The sequence below is a fragment of the Pseudoxanthomonas composti genome, from assembly GCF_004122095.1.
GTDB lineage: Bacteria > Pseudomonadota > Gammaproteobacteria > Xanthomonadales > Xanthomonadaceae > Pseudoxanthomonas_A > Pseudoxanthomonas_A composti.
The window spans coordinates 708,091-725,100 of sequence record NZ_SAWZ01000002.1 but is presented as its reverse complement, the minus strand read 5'-3'; the positions used below and the strand labels follow the sequence as shown (position 1 = coordinate 725,100).

Sequence of the window (17,010 nt, the reverse complement as noted above, 5' to 3'; positions counted from 1 at the left end):
ACGCAATGTTGCCGAGCCAAGCTGCGCCAGTCGGTGGTTGTCCCTGGCGTTGCGCGGATCGGCGAACTGCCCCTCCGCGGACGCGGTGCTGACCCAGTCAGGTGCGAACCCGTGCGTGCGTTTTGGGGGTCTTCGCATGACGCGCACCACCGATCCACCGTCGGCGCCTTGCAGGGCGATCCGGCCCTGCCGCCTCACAAGGATCGTCCTGCCCATGCGCGACTCCCAACCCACTGCCTCATCGTCCTCAGTAACCCACCAGGTCGGGCGCGGCCGCTCGCACGGCCTGACCGAAGCCGCATGGAACGTGCGCAGCGCGAGGGCAGCCAGCCTGCAGCTGATGCGGCCGATGCGCGCCATTCCCGATGGCGAGCGTGCGAACGTCATCATCCACGCCATCGGCGCGCTGATGTTCGCCGTGTTGGGCTGGCGCCTGGTCATCGACAGCGCGGCCAGCGTGCCGCCGGTATTGACGATCGCCATCGCCGTTTTCGTGCTTGCGCTGGTCATGACCTACGTGTGCTCGGCGCTGTACCACGGCAGTCGACTCGCCGCGCGCAAGGCCTTGCTGCGCCGGCTGGACCATAGCGCCATCTATCTGCTGATCGCCGCAACCTACACCCCGTTCGCCGTGGAACTCGGGGGCGGGTGGGGCGCGCTGCTGCTGGCCATCGTCTGGCCCGCGGCGCTGATCGGCACCGCGCTGAAGCTGCGCGCGGCGCCACGCCGGAACAGGAGTTCGGTCGGCATCTACATCGCCATGGGCTGGCTGGTGATCATCGCCACCGGCCCGCTGATCGACCATTTCACCGGCACCACGCTGCTGTGGCTGGCCCTGGGCGGCGTGGCCTACACCCTGGGCACACCGTTTTACCTGCGCTCCGAGCGCCCCTGGATGCACGCGCTCTGGCACGGCTTCGTGGTCGTCGGCGGCGCCTTCCACTTCGCCGCGGTGGCGTCGCTGGTCGGTGGGCCATAGCGCGCGGCGCTGATGATTGAGGGACCTTAGTGCGGGCTTATTCGTGGGAGCGGCTTCAGCCGCGAAGAGGCTTTCTCGGTAAAGCCTCTTCGCGGCTGAAGCCGCTCCCACAGGCTTTCGAGTTGGGCCCACTTTGGCGAAGCCAGGTTTTTCAAGTTGGTCCTTTTGCCGCTGCCACTTGTCACCGCTTTTCCGGCATTGCTGGCAGGTGGGGCGCGCGGTCTTGCCGCACTGAGCGGATGCGGGACAGCCCGTTAGTGTGATGGCAGGTCATGCAACGAGGGCTCGCATGGCCAGAATGGATCATCGAGCGCCCAACAAAAAAGCCACCTGCAAAGGTGGCCTTTCGTCGAATCCATGGTGGGCGGTACAGGGATCGAACCTGTGACCCTTGCCGTGTGAAGGCAATGCTCTACCGCTGAGCTAACCGCCCGTCGATTGGCGTGTGGGCCGATCGGGGCCGCAAATAGTAATGGCGCTCGCGCGGCGGGTCAAACATTTTTCATCGGGGGCTCACGCCCGGGGCGCTGATGGCCGTCGGGACGCTCGGCCGGCGCTGCGTGGCCCGAGGTTTCAGGCCGCTCGCTGCAGCAGGTTCGGCAGCGCGGAGGCCAGCAGGGCAATGCCCGAGGCGGTGAGCAGGCCCAGCACCAGCTGGCGGAACCGGGCCTCGCTGATGCCGGCGTAGAGGCGCGCGCCGAGCAGGGTGGGCAGCAGCATCGCCGGGGCGACGATGGCCAGCAGCGGCAGCACCTGGCGGGTGACCAGACCGGTGGCCAGGTAGGTGCCCATGGTGACCAGCAGCATGGACAGGTTGAAGTTCTGGATCACCGCGCGCTGGGTGTCCTTCTGGTAGCCGCGCAAGGTGCACCACAGCGTCGGCAGGGTGCCGGTGAAGCCGCCGATGCCGCCGAGCACGCCGCCCGCCATGCCCACCATGCCATCGGCGATGCGCCCGCCGGCAGTCAGCCGCGGCAGGTGCCGCGAGGCCAGCATCAGCGGGCACCACAGGACCAGCAATCCGCCGAGGATGGCCTTGAACCAGTGCAGGTCCAACTGCGGCAAGAGCCACACGCCCAGCGGCACGCCGGCCAATCCGCCCAGCACGAAGGGCAGTAGCAGCTTGAGGTTGAAGCCACGGCGCACGCTGACCGCGGCAATGAGCTGCCCAATCAGCGCGCCGAACACTGACAGCGTGGCGGCCAGGCGCGGCTCAAGCGTCCAGGCCCAGAACGACATGGCGGTCAGGCCGAAGGCGAAGCCCGACAGCCCTTGCACGAAACCCGCCACCACCGCGCCAAGGGCGACCACCAGATAGACCGAATCCAAACTCACTCCACGACTGTGCACAACGAAGGGTCGCCAGCATAACGATGACCTGCGTCCGCCCGCGTCGTCGCGGCTCACCCTCACGGTGCGCATACGTCGCAGTGGCAGCATCGTGAGACTTCTGCCGTCGAGCCGCATGCCATGCACGCAACTTCACCCACGACCCGCGTCTGGGTCATCCATCCATTCCATGCCGCGGTGCTCGGGGGACTCTGGCCCCTGTATCTGGGCACCCTGCTCAGCGACTACGCGTACTGGAGCAGCCATGAGATCCAGTGGGCCAATTTCGCCGCATGGCTGCTGGCAGGGGCCATGGTGGTGACCACGCTGGCGCTGCTGTGCGCGCTGGTCGGGCTGGCCCGTGGCAGCCGCGCGGTGTTCTACGTGGTGGCGCTGGTGGTGACCTGGTGCGTAGGACTGCTGGGCTCGCTGCACCATGCGCGCGATGCCTGGGCGATCATGCCTGGTGCGTTGGTGTGGTCCGCCGCGGCCTTGTTTCTTGCGCTGCTGGCCACCTGGGCCGGCTTTTCCAGCCTGCGTGACGGAGGTGCACGATGAAGTCCCGGACCTCCTGTGTGTTGGCGGTCTCCGTCCTTGCGGCGTCCCTGGCGGCCTGCAGCGGCAAGGCACCCGAGCTGAACCAACGCGGCGCCACGCCCGAGCTGCCCAAGCCTGCGCGGGGGCTCATGCCGGACATGACCATCGCCAAGCCTCAAGCCTGGGGCGACCGCACGCCGGTGGTTCCGGCCGGCTATCGCATCAGCGCCATCGCCACCGACCTGGGCATCCCGCGCCAGTCGCTGGTGCTGCCCAATGGCGACATCCTGGTGGCCGAAGGGCGCGGCGGCAGTGCGCCGGCGCTCAAGCCCAAGGATGTGATCGCCAGCAAAATCAAGGCCCAGGGCAACACGCCCGGGTCCAAGAGCGGCAATCGCCTGACGCTGCTGCGCGATGCCGACGGCGATGGCACCTATGAGCTCAGGTCGGTGTTCGCCGACAAGCTCAATGCGCCCTATGGCCTGGCCCTGATCGGCGATGCGCTGTACGTGGCCAACCAGGATGCGCTGGTGCGCTTCGATTATCGCCAGGGCCAGACCAAGGCGAGCGGCGCGCCGGTCAAGGTCACCGACCTGCCGTCGGCCATCAACCACCACTGGACCAAGGCCCTGGCGGCCAGCGCCGATGGCCGTTACCTGTACGTGGGCATCGGCTCCAACAGCAACATCACCGAGCGCGGCATGGCCGCCGAGGTGGACCGGGCGCAGGTGTGGCATATCGACGCGGCCACCGGTGCGCACCGCACCTACGCCAGCGGGCTGCGCAATCCCACCGCCCTGGCCGTCCAGCCCGGCACCGGCACGCTGTGGTCGGTGGTCAACGAGCGCGACGAGATCGGCCCGAACCTGGTGCCGGATTACCTGACCTCCGTGCGCGAAGGCGGCTTCTACGGCTGGCCCTACAGCTATTGGGGCAAACACGTGGACCGGCGCGTGATGCCGCAGGACCCGGACAAGGTCGCCTCGGCGATCACCCCGGACTACGCGCTGGGGTCGCACGTGGCCGCGCTGGGCCTGGCGTTCTCGCAGGCCAGCATTGGCGAAAAATTCGCCAACGGCGCATTCGTGGGCGAGCACGGCAGCTGGAACCGCAATCCGCCGGTGGGCTACAAGGTGGTGTTCGTGCCCTTCCGCGACGGCAAGCCGGCGGGCGACCCGATCGACTTCGTCACCGGTTTCTACGGCGATGACGGCATGACCAGGGGGCGCCCGGTGGGCGTGACGGTCGATCCGCGCGGCGCGCTGCTGGTGGCCGACGATCTGTCCAACACCTTGTGGCGGGTGACGCCGGAGCGGGCCGCGGCCAAATAGGCGGCATCGCGTGTAGCGGGCCTGTGCCTGGGATGGCCGGGTCCGCGTCAGCTGGTGGGGCGCGCGGCGCCTGGGCGAGACGACTGCCACGCAGCACGGCCGTCTCGCACGAAGCGCGCGGCCGCGGGTGGTCAGGCGACAGCGACCGAAGCGGGCTCGTCCAGCACCGCACGGACCTGACGGGCCAGGGCGTCCAGGGAATAAGGCTTGTGCAGCAGGTGGACGCCTGGGTCCTGGACGCCGTTATGGCCCATCTCATCGCGGGTGTAGCCGCTGGTGAACAGCACCTTGAGCTGCGGTGACAGCACCCTGGCGGCAGCAGCCAACTGCGGGCCGCTGGCGCCGGGCATCACCACGTCGGTGAACAGCAGGTCGACCTCACGGTGCTGTTTGAGCAGGTCCAGCGCCGCCGCCGGGCTGCCGGCGGTCAACACGCGGTAGCCCAGTTCGGCGAGCGCGGTGCTGGAGAACTCCAGGACGCCGGGTTCGTCATCGACGACCAGGATCAGCTCGGCGCGCACCGGTCCACAGGCGTCGCCGCCGCTTGTCGCCACCACCGGGGTCAAGTCGGCCTGCAGCACGCGCGGCAGATGGATGCGGATGGTAGTGCCGCGTCCAAGCTCGGATTCGAGCCTGACATGGCCCGCGGACTGGGTGACAAAGCCATACACCTGCGACAGGCCAAGGCCAGTGCCGCGGCCGGCGGGCTTGGTGGTGAAGAAGGGGTCGAAGGCCTTGGCCAGCACCTCGGCCGGCATGCCGGTGCCGGTGTCGGAGACTTCGATGACCACGTATTGGCCCGGCGGGACATCCGACGGCACCGCACCGTGCTCCGTGATTTCGCAGTTCGCGGTGCGGATGCGCAGCTGGCCGCCGTCGGGCATCGCATCGCGCGCGTTGACGGCCAGGTTGAGGATCACGTTCTCCAGCTGGTTGGGATCCACCCGCGTCCACCAAAGCCCCGCGCTTTGGACGGTCTCCAGCTGGATGCTGCTGCCCAGCGAGCGGGTGATCAGCTCGGACATGCCCACGATCAGCGCATTGGCATCCACCTGCACCGGCTGCAGCGGCTGCTTGCGCGAGAACGCGAGCAGGCGCCGGGTCAGTTCGGCCGCGCGACGCGCGCCATCCTGGGCCATGCTGATGCAGCGCCGGATGCGCGGGTCGCTCTCGCCCAGGCGGGCTTCCAGGACCTCCAGCGGCCCGATCACCGTGGTCAGCATGTTGTTGAAGTCGTGGGCAATGCCACCGGTCAGCTGGCCCACCGCTTCCATCTTCTGGCTCTGCCGCAGCGCGTTCTCGATGCGCGTGCGCGCCTCGACCTCCTCCAGCACCCGGCTCTCCAGGTGCTCGTTCAATTCCTGCAGGCGCGCCTGCGCGGCCTTGCGCTCGGTGACGTCGATGGCCACGCCGACCACGCGCACGCAGCGATCCTCAACGAAGATGCCGCGGCCCTTGGCCGCCACCCAGCGCACGATCCCGTCCTCCTTGCCGATGGTGCGGTACTCCACGTCGTACAACGCGCGTTGCACCGGGTCTGCCGCGGCGGCGAAGGCCTGACTGGTGGGCGCCAGGTCGTCCGGGTGCAGGCCGCCATAGAAGTCCTGCATCGACACCTCCACGCCCGGGGAGATGCCGAACATGGCCTTGGTCCGCGCCGGCCAGATCAGCTTGTCGCGGATGACATCCACATCCCAGAAGCCCATGTCGCCGGCTTCGGTGGCCAGGCGCAGGCGCTCCTCGCTCTCGGCCAGCGCGGCTTCGGCCATGCGGCGCTCGGTCAGGTCCAGCATCGCGCCGATCATGCGGATCGGTTCGCCGCCTTCGCCGCGCAGGACCGCGCCGCGGTCCAGCACGTCCGCATAGCTGCCGTCGATCCTGCGGAAACGGTATTCGCTTACCCAGCCGGTCCCGCCTGCGTTGATCACCGCCTGGATGGTGGTTTCGACCCGATCCCGATCCTGCGGATGGATATGGTCCAGCCACCACGCCGCATCGGTCTGGGTGACCGGATGGCCGAACAGGTCGCCCATCGCCTCGTTCCAGACCACCTGGTCGTCGGACATGCGCCAATCCCAGATGGCGTCGTTGGTCGCCCGTGCCGCCAGGCGATAGCGCTCCTCGGTCTCCCGGTGCCGGGCTTCATCGAGCTTGCGCTGGGTGATGTCCAGGGAGGTGCCGATCAGGCCGATGACCTGGCCCTCGGCATCGCGCAGCGGCGCCTTGGTGGACAGCCAGTAGGCGTGGGTGCCATCGGGGAAGCTGACTTCCTCCTCGACCTGCTCGGACTGCCCGCTGGACATGATGCGCTCGTCCACGGCCATGATCGCCGCAGCCTGGTCCGGATCGGCCAGGAACTCGGCGTCGGTGCGGCCCACGTACTGCTCCGGGGGCATGCCGATGAGTTCGGTGGTGCCGCGGTTGCCGATCAGCATGCGACCCTGGCGATCCTTGGCGTAGACCACGCCCGGGGCCGCTTCGATGAAGGAGCGCAGCAGCGCCTGGGCCTGGTCGCGCTCGGCCTCGATGCGCCTGCGCTCATCGATATCGATCAGCACGCCGGAGAAGCGTCGCGCCTTGCCTGATGGATCATGATCCACCTGGCCGATCGCCTCGATCCAGCGATAGCCGCCGTCATGCAGCCGGACCCGATACTGCTCCCCATAGCGGCCGCCGCGCTGCAGCGCGCTGGCGATGGCCGCTTCGACCGCGGGCCGGTCCTCGGGGTGGATCGAGTCCAGCAGCAGTTCCAGGCGCACACGCTCACGTGGCGCTGCGGGATCCAGGTCGAAGGCCTTGGCCAGTGCATCGTCGATCGTCAGTCCGTCCTGGGACAGGTCCCAGATCCAGGTGCCGACGATCGCGCCGGCGGCCAGGGCCATGCTGACGCGTTCGGTGTCAGGCACGGGCGGTCGGGGCAGCGAGGGGTTCACGGAGTGCAGGACCTTTCAACGGACTTTGGCCGGCCCTGACCCGGGCCGCGCCACAGCATAAGGTCCGGGCCATGCCGGTGCGGTGATACCGTGCGGTATCGATACGAGAAGAGCCAGCCTGCATGACACCCCCGGGCCATGGTGGGACTGCAAGGGCGAGCTTGGATGAGGCCTGCTGCCGGCGCTCGAACCGGCCGATGGCGTGCCGCCCGCGGCAGCGCCTGCATCCGGATCGATCGCGCCGCCAGACGCCCCCTTTCGCTCACATCGTCGCTGGTGCCCGGAGCCGGGATCGAACCGGCATGGGATTGCTCCCGACAGATTTTAAGTCTGGTGCGTCTACCGATTTCGCCATCCGGGCCCGCGCCGATAGCCTGCCTGAGGCGCGCGCAAATGGAAAGGCACCTGGGGTGGTGGGTGCGCAGCGACCGGGGTTGGGTCGTTGTGCCCGAGGCTGCCGCGCGCATGAAGCGTCGGTGGCTTGGCCTCATGCGATGGCCGATGAAGATCCGCTCCACAAGAGGGTAGGAGCGGCTTTAGCCGCGAAGGGGCTTTACCGGGAAATTCCCCTTCGCGGCTGATGGCCCTAGGCCACCTGGAGCCGCTCCCACAGGATCCTTGCAGGGTGGTGCGAGATGACCTGGCCGCGATGAGGTTCTTCCGCTGAACGCCCATCGCGGCCGACGGCCAGGCGCGCGATCAGTCGCGCGTGATCTCCTCCAGGATGCGCTGGCCGGTGTCGCCGTCCTCCTCCAGCTGCTGCTCGCGCTCGCGCAGGGCAGCCGCTTGCGCTTCCTTCTCGGCCATCAGCACCGGGCACATGGCCATCATGTAGTCGGCGTCGAAGTTGAGGCGTTCGACCAGGAAGTCGACGAAGGCGCGCACCTTGGGCGACATCAGCTTGCCGCCCAGGAACACCGCGCTGAAGTCGTACTCCGGCCCGGTCCAGCCGGCCAGCACGCGGCGGATCACCCCGGCTTCCACGTAGGGCTTGGCGGACACGTCGCCGGTCAGCATCAGGCCTTCGCCGCAGGCCAGCGCGCCGTGCAGGGCGGCCGGGTCGTTAGCGACTACGAAGGGATTGACCGTGAAGTCGGTGGTCTCGTGGCCATTGCTCAGCGTCCAGGCGAAGCGATTGCCGACGCGGTTCTTCCGCATCGCCAGGGTGCGGTGGTACTGAAGGTCGTTGGGGTGCAGCGGCTCGCCGTGTTCTTCCAGGTAGCGTGGGCTGGCGAAGATCTGCGTGCGCAGGGTGGCCAGCTTGCGCGCCACCAGGCCCGAGTCGGGCAGCTTGCCGCCGCGCAGGGCCAGATCGTACTCGCTGCCGATCAGGTCCTGGGTTTCGTTGCCCAGGTGCATGTCCAGCTGGATCTCCGGGTACAACTCGCGGAACGGGCCCAGCAGCGGCGCGATCCAGGTGATGCCGATGGAGTAGGGCACGGTGAAGCGCAGCCAGCCGCGCGGGCCGGACTGCAGCTGGCCCACCGCGCTCTCGGCTTCTTCCAGCTCCTGGGCGATGCGCTGGCTGTGTTCGAAGTACACGGTGCCGGCCTCGGTCAGGCCGAGGCGACGCGTGGTCCGGTGCAACAGCTGCGCGCCCAGGCGCGTTTCCAGTTCCTGCACCTTGCGGCTGACGGTGGTCTTGGGCAGCCCGAGGGAGTTGGCTGCTGCGATGAAGCTGCCTTGCTCGACAACCTTGACGAAGATCAGGGTGTCGTTGAGATCGTGGGTCATGGGGGCTCCATGGTGGGCCGCCGAACCGATTGGCCCGGCCGTGGGATGATTATTCCCTCAAATCCGGACTAATCAAGTCCTCATTTGCGGCCTAAGGTGTCGTCCATCGAATGAAGGACCGACGAGGCCCGCCATGACCAAACTTCTGAGACTGCTGGCGTCGAACTGGAAATCCCCCGTGCGTATTGGGAATTTCAGCGACGCGTTGCGCGATCGCAAGCCCGGCGAAGGCTTTCGCGAGTTCACCACGCCGCGCCGCCATCAGGGCGGGGCCAGCGTGCAGCTGGGGGCGCGGCGCGTCCGGCAGCATCCCGCTGGCGGGATTATCCCGGATATGGGAGGAAACATCCCGTGAGACGGTCCAATCCTGAAGCGCTGGTGCTCGGCGCCGATGGCGTGATCGGTTATGGGCTGGTCGGGGCGCTGCTGGAAGTGGGCAGCCCGGTGCTGGCCGTCGGCCGCGACGGTCCGCGCATGCAGGCGCTGGCCGACTACTTCGCCGACGAACCGGGACTGACCTTCCTGCGTGAGGCCTCGGTGGCCGACGAAGCCGCGGCGCAGTCCCTGGCGCAGCGCATCGCTCAGCGCGGCAAGCCCCTGCGCGCCGTGTTCGCCAGCCTGTCGGGCCTGCCCAGGGCTGGGCGCCTGCTGGACCAGCCGGCCGACGTGCTGCGCGAGCGGATCGAGCAGGACGTGCTGCCGCACCTGGCCGCTGCCCGCCACCTGCTGCCGCTGCTGGCACGCTTCAACGAGGAGTCGCCGTACCAGTCCTGCCACTACGTGCTGCTGGACGGGCCGCTGCCCAAGAACGGCTGGGCCGGGCACGGGCATTACTCGGTGGCCGCCGCGGCCACCCGCATGCTGGCGCAGATGCTGCACGAGGAAGCCGCGCAGTTGGGCGTGCGCGTGCAGCTGCTGGCCACCGAACACCCGATCTCCACCCCGGAGAACGCCGCCGACGCCTGCGCCGAGTGGCCCAGCGCGCTGGCGGTCGGTCGCCAGGCGGTGGCGCTGATGACGCACAAGGGCCCAGCCGCGCCGATCATCGGCCGTGCCGGCAGCAAGGCCTGCGTGCCCACCCAGCCGCTGTACCCACTGGAACGCGCCAGCACCGCCGACCCTCCATGACCGCGGCGCTTGACCTCAACTTCGGTTGAGGTCGCAGGCTGCGCACCGCATCGCATTCGCTTCTCCCGACCGTCCGCGCTCGCGTGGACGCAGGGGCTGTTTTGTTCCTCGTCTCCTCCACCCAAGAGGCTCCTCATGAAAATCTCCCTCCAAGCATCCACCTGGACGTCGCGTCGCCTGGCCCTGATGGCCGCTAGCGCGCTGGCCTTGGCGGTCATCGCCGGCTGCAGCGGCAACGCCGCCGAACAGTCCGCACCGCCGCCGCCGGCCGTGGGCGTCGCCCCGGTCCTGGTCAAGAACATCCACCAGTGGGATGAGTTCAGCGGCCGCGTCGAAGCCGTGCAGACCGTCGAGCTGCGTCCGCGCGTGTCCGGCTACATCGACAAGGTCAACTACGTCGAAGGCCAGGAACTGAAGCAGGGCCAGGTGATGTTCACCATCGACGCGCGCAGCTATCGCGCCGAACTGGCCCGCGCCCAGGCCGAGCTGGCCCGCGCGCGCAGCCAGGCCACGCTGAGCCGCAGCGAGTCCGAGCGTGCCGGCCGCCTGGCCCAGCAGCAGGCCATCGCCACCGAGGCGGTCGAACAGCGCCGCTCGGCCGAAGCCGAAGCCCGCGCGAATGTCGAAGCTGCCCAGGCCGCGGTCGACCAGGCGCGCCTGAACCTGGAATGGACCCAGGTGCGCGCGCCCATCGATGGCCGTGCCGGCCGCGCGCTGGTCACCGCCGGCAACCTGGTCACCGCCGGCGATGCGGCCAGCGTGCTGACCACGCTGGTGTCGCTGGACAAGGTGCACGTGCATTTCGATGCCGACGAAGGCACCTTCCAGCGCTACGTGCGCATGGCCCAGTCGGGCCAGCGCCCGGGCGCGCGCGACACCAATGTGCCGGTGCAGATCGGCCTGGTGGGCGAGGACGGCTATCCGCACGAGGGCCACGTGGACTTCGTGGACAACCAGGTCGCGCGCAGCACCGGCACCATCCGCGTGCGCGCGGTGCTGGACAACCAGGACCGCAGCTTCACCCCGGGCCTGTTCGCCCGCGTGCGCCTGCTGGGCAGCGGCGAGATGAAGGCCACGCTGATCGATGAGCGCTCGGTGATGACCGACCAGGACCGCAAGTACGTCTACGTGGTGGACAAGGACGGCAAGGCCCAGCGCCGCGACGTCGTGCTCGGCCGCCAGGCCGAGGGCCTGCGCATCGTCGACAAGGGCCTGGCCAGCGGCGACCGCGTGATCGTCGACGGCGTGCAGAAGGTCTTCATGCCGGGCATGCCGGTGGACGCCAAGCCCCTGAAGCTCCAGCCCGAGCCGGCGCGCACCGTCGCCGCCGCGGGCACGCACTGATCGGCCCTGCGCCGACGGGAACCCACACCATGAATATCTCCCGCTTCTTCATCGACAGGCCGATCTTCGCGGCCGTGCTGTCGATCGTCATCTTCGTGTCCGGCCTGATCGCCATGCCCCTGCTGCCCATCAGCGAGTACCCCGACGTGGTGCCGCCGAGCGTGCAGGTGCGTGCGGTCTATCCGGGCGCCAACCCCAAGGTCATCGCCGAAACCGTCGCCACGCCGCTGGAGGAGGCGATCAACGGCGTGGAAAACATGATGTACATGAAGTCCGTCGCCGGCTCCGATGGCGTGCTGGTCACCACGGTGACCTTCAAGCCCGGCACCGACCCGGACCAGGCCCAGGTGCAGGTGCAGAACCGCGTCAGCCAGGCCGAGGCGCGCCTGCCCGAGGACGTGCGCCGCCAGGGCGTGACCACGCAGAAGCAGTCGCCCACGCTGACCATGGTGGTGCACCTGACCTCGCCGGACGGTCGCTACGACTCGCAGTACCTGCGCAACTACGCCACGCTGAAGATCAAGGATGAGCTGTCGCGCCTGCCGGGCGTGGGCCAGATCAACATCTTCGGCGCCGGCGACTACGCCATGCGCATCTGGCTGGACCCGGACAAGGTGGCCGCGCGCGGCCTGACCGCCAACGACGTGCTGACCGCCATCCGCGAGCAGAACGTGCAGGTCTCGGCCGGCCAGCTTGGCGCCGAGCCCATGCCCAACGCCTCGGACTTCCTGCTGCCGATCAACGCCCAGGGCCGCCTGCAGACCGAGGAGCAGTTCGGCGACATCGTGCTCAAGGCCGGCCAGGCCGGCGAGATCGTGCACCTGCGCGATGTGGCGCGGCTGGAGCTGGGTGCGGGCGACTACACCCTGCGCTCGCAGTTGAACGGCAAGGCCGCGGTGGGCATCGGCGTGTTCCAGTCGCCGGGCGCCAACGCCATCGAGCTGTCCGACGCGGTGCGCGGCAAGATGGCCGAGCTGGGCGGGCGTTTCCCGCAGGGCATGGCCTGGGAAGCCCCGTACGACCCGACCGTGTTCGTGCGCGATTCGATCAAGTCGGTGGTGCAGACGCTGCTGGAAGCCATCGTGCTGGTGGTGTTCGTGGTGATCCTGTTCCTGCAGACCTGGCGCGCGTCCATCATCCCGCTGCTGGCCGTGCCGGTCTCGGTGGTGGGCACCTTCGCCGCGCTGTACCTGCTGGGCTTTTCGATCAACACGCTGAGCCTGTTCGGCCTGGTGCTGGCCATCGGCATCGTGGTGGACGATGCGATCGTGGTGGTGGAAAACGTCGAGCGCAACATCGAGGAAGGCCTGTCGCCGCTGGCGGCGGCCCACCAGGCCATGCGCGAGGTCTCCGGACCGATCGTGGCCATCGCGCTGGTGCTGTGCGCGGTGTTCGTGCCGATGGCGTTCCTGTCCGGGGTGACCGGTCAGTTCTACAAGCAGTTCGCCACCACCATCGCCATCTCCACGGTGATCTCGGCGATCAATTCGCTGACCCTGTCCCCGGCCCTGGCCGCGATGCTGCTCAAGCCGCACGGTGCGGCCAAGGATCGCCCCACGCGCATCATCGACCGCCTGTTCGGCTGGCTGTTCCGCCCGTTCAATCGCTTCTTCAACACCAGCTCGCACAAGTACCAGGGTTCGATCTCGAAGATCCTGGGCAAGCGCGGCGCGGTGTTCGCGGTGTACGCGCTGCTGCTGGTGGGCACCGGGCTGATGTTCAAGGTGGTGCCGGGCGGCTTCATCCCCGAGCAGGACAAGCTGTACCTGATCGGTGGCGTCAAGCTGCCGGAAGGGTCCTCGCTGGCACGCACCGATGAAGTCATCGCCAAGATGACCACGATCGCCTTGCAGACCCCTGGGGTGGACAGCGCCATCGCCTTCCCCGGTCTGAACCCGCTGCAGTTCACCAACACCCCCAACACCGGCACGGTGTTCATCACTCTCAAGCCCTTTGCCCAGCGCAGCCGCACAGCCGCGGAGATCAACGGCGAGATCAATGCGCGCATCGCCCAGATCCAGCAGGGCTTCGCGTTCTCGATCATGCCGCCGCCAATCCTGGGCCTGGGGCAGGGCGCCGGCTACTCGCTGTACATCCAGGACCGTGCCGGCCTGGGCTACGGCGCGCTGCAGAACGCGACGACGGCCTTCTCCGGGGCGATCTCGCAGACCCCGGGCATGTCCTTCCCGATCAGCACCTACCAGGGCAACGTGCCGCAGCTGGATGCGCAGGTAGACCGCGAGAAGGCCAAGACCCAGGGCGTGGCGCTGACGGACCTGTTCGGCACGCTGCAGACCTACCTGGGCTCCAGCTACGTCAACGACTTCAACCGTTTCGGTCGCACCTGGCAGGTGATTGCCCAGGCCGACGGCCAGTTCCGCGACAGCGTGGAGGACATCGGCAACCTGCGCACCCGCAATGCCGCCGGCGAGATGGTGCCGATCGGCAGCATGGTCAGCGTGGGCCAGAGCTACGGCCCGGACCCGGTGATCCGCTACAACGGCTATCCGGCCGCGGACCTGGTGGGCGGCGCCGACCCGCGCGTGCTGTCCTCCACCGAGGCCATGGCCAAGTTGAAGGACATGGCGCCGGCGGTGCTGCCCAACGGCATGACCCTGGAATGGACCGACCTGAGCTATCAGCAGGACACCCAGGGCAATGCGGCGATGATCGTGTTCCCGATGGCCGTGCTGCTGGCCTTCCTGGTGCTGGCCGCGCTGTACGAAAGCTGGAGCCTGCCGCTGGCGGTGATCCTGATCGTGCCGATGACGCTGCTGTCCGCGCTGGTGGGCGTGTGGCTGACCGGCGGGGACAACAACGTGTTCGTGCAGGTGGGCCTGGTGGTGCTGATGGGCCTGGCGTGCAAGAACGCGATCCTGATCGTGGAGTTCGCCCGCGAGCTGGAGATGCAGGGCAAGGGCATCGTGGAGGCGGCGCTGGAAGCCTGCCGCCTGCGCCTGCGTCCCATCGTGATGACCTCCATCGCCTTCATCGCCGGCACCGTGCCGCTGCTGCTGGGCCATGGCGCGGGCGCCGAAGTGCGCTCGGTCACCGGCATCACCGTGTTCGCCGGCATGTTGGGCGTGACCCTGTTCGGCCTGTTCCTCACGCCGGTGTTCTACGTCGCCCTGCGCAAGCTGGTGACGCGCCACGAGGCGAAGAAGGCCGCCACGCTGGCGCATGACGACGCCCATGGCCACGGCACCCAGGCCGTCTGACCGACACCGCATTCCAACGACAACATCAAGAGAGCATGCAAATGAACGACGCACAGAAGATCGCCCTGGTCACCGGCGCCACCCGCGGCATCGGCCTTGAGACCGTCCGCCAGCTGGCGCAGGCCGGCGTGCACACCCTGCTGGCCGGCCGCGACCGCGACCGCGCCGTGGAGGCCGCGCTGAAGCTGCAGGGCGAGGGCCTGCCGGTGGAAGCCATCGCGCTGGACGTCACCGACGCCGGCAGCATCGATGCGGCCGTGGCCACCGTCAGGACCCGTCATGGTCGCCTGGACATCCTGGTCAACAACGCCGGCATCGCGGTGGACGACGTCACCAAGAAGCCCTCCGAGCAGGGTCTGGACGTGTGGCGCCGCACCTTCGACACCAACCTGTTCGGCGTGGTCGCGGTGACCAACGCCTTCCTGCCGCTGATCCGCGCCTCCAGCGCGGGCCGCATCGTCAACGTCTCCAGCCTGCTCGGTTCCATCACCGCGCATCTGGATCCGGCCTCGCCGATCTACGAGATGAAGATCCCGGCCTATGACGTGTCCAAGACCGCGGTCAACGCCTGGACCGTGCACCTGGCGCACGAGCTGCGCGGCACGCCGATCAAGGTCAACACCATCCACCCCGGCTACGTGCAGACCGAGATGAACTACAGCGACGGCGAGCAGCGCGGCGAGATCAGCGTGCCCGAGGGCGCCAAGACCAGCGTACGCCTGGCGCTGATTGGCCCGGACGGTCCCACCGCCGGATTCTTCTACATGGACGAGGCACTGCCATGGTGATCAAACCCCTAGCCGCCGGCGTGCTGAGCATGCTGCTGGCCGCCTGCACCGTGGGGCCGGACTATGTCCGGCCCGATACCCCGACACCGGCCACGTATCTGCACGCCGGTACCGAGACCGCGGCCCAGGCCGATGCCGACCCGGCCTTCTGGAAGCAGTTCAACGACCCGCTGCTGACCCAGCTGGTGGACGATGCGCTGGCCAACAACCGCGACCTGGTCGCCGCGCTGGCCCGCTATCGCCAGGCCAACGCCCTGTTGCGCGGGGCACGCTGGAACCAGGCGCCGACGTTGCAGGCCGACGCCGGCTACCAGGACCGACGCTCCAGTGCGGCGGGCCTGCCGATGTTCGACCGCGACCTGCGCGACCAGGATGTCTACCAGGGCGAGGTCGGCTTCAGCTGGGAGCTGGACCTGTTCGGCCGCCTGCGCCGTGCCACCGAGGCGGCGCGTGCCGACACGCAGGCGCGTGCCTCGGATCTGGCCGCCTTGCAGGTGTCCATCGTCGGCGAGCTGGGGTCGCGCTACTTCCAGCTGCGCGGTCTGCAGGAGCAGCTGCGCATCGCCCGGGCCAACGCCGAGAACCAGGCGCGCACGGCCAACCTGCTGGAAGTGCGCCAGCGCGAGGGCTTTGCCACCGCTTTCGACGTGGACCGCAGTCGCGCGCAGCTGGAAAGCACGCGCAGCCGCATCCCCGCGCTGGAATCGCAGGCCGCGCAGGTCGCGCACGGCATCGCCGTGCTGGCCGGCAAGCGCCCGGACGAGTTCTGGGCCTCGCTGAGCGCCGATGCGGCCTGGCCGCAGCTGCCCGAGCGCATCGCCACCGACGCGCCGGCCGAACTGCTGCGCCGGCGTCCGGACGTGGCCGCGGCCGAGCGTCGCCTGGCCTCTGCCACCGCCCAGGTCGGGGTGGCCACTGCGGACCTGTTCCCGCGCATCAGCCTGAGCGCGCTGTTCGGTACGCAGGCCCTGGCCAGCGGCGATCTGTTCAAGCGCGACAGCGAGACCCGCACGCTGGGTGTCGGCGTGGGCGGTGGCTTCCTCAATGTCGGCCGGGTGCGTGCGCAGATCGCCGCCACCAATGCCGGCGCGGCCGAGTCGCTGGCCCTGTACGACCAGAGCGTGCTGCGGGCCCTGCAGGATGCCGAGGACGCGCTGGCGCGCTGGCGTGGCAGCCGCGGTGAGCTGACGCATCTGCAGGAAGCGGCGGAAGCCAGCGCCCGGGCTTCGGACATCGCGCGCCTGCGCTTCGACGAAGGCGCCATCGATACGCTGGAACTGCTGGAAGCGGAGAACGCACGCCTGTTGGCCGAAAGCGCGCTTGCCCAGGGGCGCGCGGGGCAGGGCCAGGCCGTGGTCGGTCTCTACCGCGCCATGGCTGGCGGCTGGCTGGACCAGCCGCCGGGCGAGAAGGTGGTGGAGATCGTGCCGGAGCAGGCCGCTGGCAGCGCCAGGACCGTGATGCGCTGAGCAGCGGGTGCGTCCAGTCCGCATGTGCAGCGCGATCGTGCGTGCGGGCTGGCGTCGTGGCCACCGAGGGCATCGAGCCCCGGTGGCCGCGCGCCTGACATGGGCCCGACGTTGTTGCCGGCGCGGGGTATTGTTGATTCCTCGTCGTCGTGCGGGAGGTCTCGATGCGATGTGGCTGGTCGCGGAAAGCAGACTTCCAACACCACTGGCCCTAACTCGG

The 17,010-nt window shown here is 68.7% G+C and carries 12 protein-coding genes and 2 tRNA genes; 9 read left to right on the top strand and 5 right to left on the bottom strand.

The window, feature by feature from the left end; all coding sequences use genetic code 11:
• Positions 1–214 precede the first annotated feature (214 nt).
• The gene (trhA, locus tag EPA99_RS06400; RefSeq protein ID WP_164978575.1) at positions 215–979 is read left to right on the top strand and encodes a PAQR family membrane homeostasis protein TrhA; all 765 of its coding nucleotides are present in this window, start codon (positions 215–217) and stop codon (positions 977–979) included.
• A gap of 358 nt (positions 980–1,337) precedes the next feature.
• On the opposite strand, the gene EPA99_RS06395 is transcribed toward trhA, so the two are convergent.
• Positions 1,338–1,412 (bottom strand) — tRNA-Val (locus tag EPA99_RS06395).
• Positions 1,413–1,552: 140 nt separating this feature from the next.
• Positions 1,553–2,308, bottom strand: coding sequence for a sulfite exporter TauE/SafE family protein (locus EPA99_RS06390; protein WP_129470339.1), 756 nt, complete (start codon positions 2,306–2,308; stop codon positions 1,553–1,555).
• A gap of 141 nt (positions 2,309–2,449) precedes the next feature.
• Between EPA99_RS06390 and EPA99_RS06385 the strand changes: the two genes are divergently transcribed.
• Positions 2,450–2,866: a hypothetical protein gene (locus EPA99_RS06385; RefSeq protein ID WP_129470338.1), complete on the top strand. Its 417-nt coding sequence runs from the start codon at positions 2,450–2,452 to the stop codon at positions 2,864–2,866.
• Complete coding sequence (locus tag EPA99_RS06380; RefSeq protein WP_129470337.1) at positions 2,863–4,176, top strand: PQQ-dependent sugar dehydrogenase; 1,314 nt, start codon at positions 2,863–2,865, stop codon at positions 4,174–4,176. Before EPA99_RS06385 ends, EPA99_RS06380 begins: the two co-directional genes overlap by 4 nt.
• Positions 4,177–4,307: 131 nt before the next feature.
• Here EPA99_RS06380 and EPA99_RS06375 read toward each other — a convergent pair whose 3' ends face one another.
• From EPA99_RS06375 to EPA99_RS06365, 3 genes are all read right to left on the bottom strand, one after another.
• A complete protein-coding gene (locus EPA99_RS06375) occupies positions 4,308–7,082 on the bottom strand; it encodes a PAS domain-containing protein (RefSeq protein ID WP_241688278.1) in 2,775 nt (924 codons plus the stop codon).
• Between the two features lie 301 nt (positions 7,083–7,383).
• Positions 7,384–7,470: transfer RNA gene (locus tag EPA99_RS06370), tRNA-Leu, on the bottom strand.
• A 338-nt stretch (positions 7,471–7,808) separates the two neighbouring features.
• Positions 7,809–8,843: a LysR family transcriptional regulator gene (locus EPA99_RS06365; RefSeq protein ID WP_129470336.1), complete on the bottom strand. Its 1,035-nt coding sequence runs from the start codon at positions 8,841–8,843 to the stop codon at positions 7,809–7,811.
• A 133-nt stretch (positions 8,844–8,976) separates the two neighbouring features.
• Between EPA99_RS06365 and EPA99_RS06360 the strand changes: the two genes are divergently transcribed.
• The 6 genes from EPA99_RS06360 to EPA99_RS06335 all read left to right on the top strand — a co-directional run bounded on the left by EPA99_RS06360 (position 8,977) and on the right by EPA99_RS06335 (position 16,790).
• On the top strand, positions 8,977–9,198 hold the full coding sequence (locus EPA99_RS06360) for a hypothetical protein (protein ID WP_129470335.1): 222 nt from the start codon (positions 8,977–8,979) through the stop codon (positions 9,196–9,198).
• Positions 9,195–9,971 (top strand): SDR family NAD(P)-dependent oxidoreductase, encoded by a 777-nt coding sequence (locus tag EPA99_RS06355; RefSeq protein ID WP_129470334.1) that lies wholly within the window; start codon positions 9,195–9,197, stop codon positions 9,969–9,971. Before EPA99_RS06360 ends, EPA99_RS06355 begins: the two co-directional genes overlap by 4 nt.
• Before the next feature lie 141 nt (positions 9,972–10,112).
• Positions 10,113–11,315, top strand: a complete 1,203-nt coding sequence (locus tag EPA99_RS06350) for an efflux RND transporter periplasmic adaptor subunit (RefSeq protein ID WP_425479175.1) — start codon at positions 10,113–10,115, stop codon at positions 11,313–11,315.
• A 29-nt stretch (positions 11,316–11,344) separates the two neighbouring features.
• Positions 11,345–14,533: an efflux RND transporter permease subunit gene (locus EPA99_RS06345; RefSeq protein WP_129470332.1), complete on the top strand. Its 3,189-nt coding sequence runs from the start codon at positions 11,345–11,347 to the stop codon at positions 14,531–14,533.
• Positions 14,534–14,574: 41 nt separating this feature from the next.
• Positions 14,575–15,321: an SDR family oxidoreductase gene (locus EPA99_RS06340; protein WP_129470417.1), complete on the top strand. Its 747-nt coding sequence runs from the start codon at positions 14,575–14,577 to the stop codon at positions 15,319–15,321.
• Entirely contained in the window at positions 15,315–16,790 is a 1,476-nt protein-coding gene (locus EPA99_RS06335; RefSeq protein ID WP_129470331.1) for an efflux transporter outer membrane subunit, read from the top strand. Before EPA99_RS06340 ends, EPA99_RS06335 begins: the two co-directional genes overlap by 7 nt.
• Positions 16,791–17,010 lie beyond the last annotated feature (220 nt).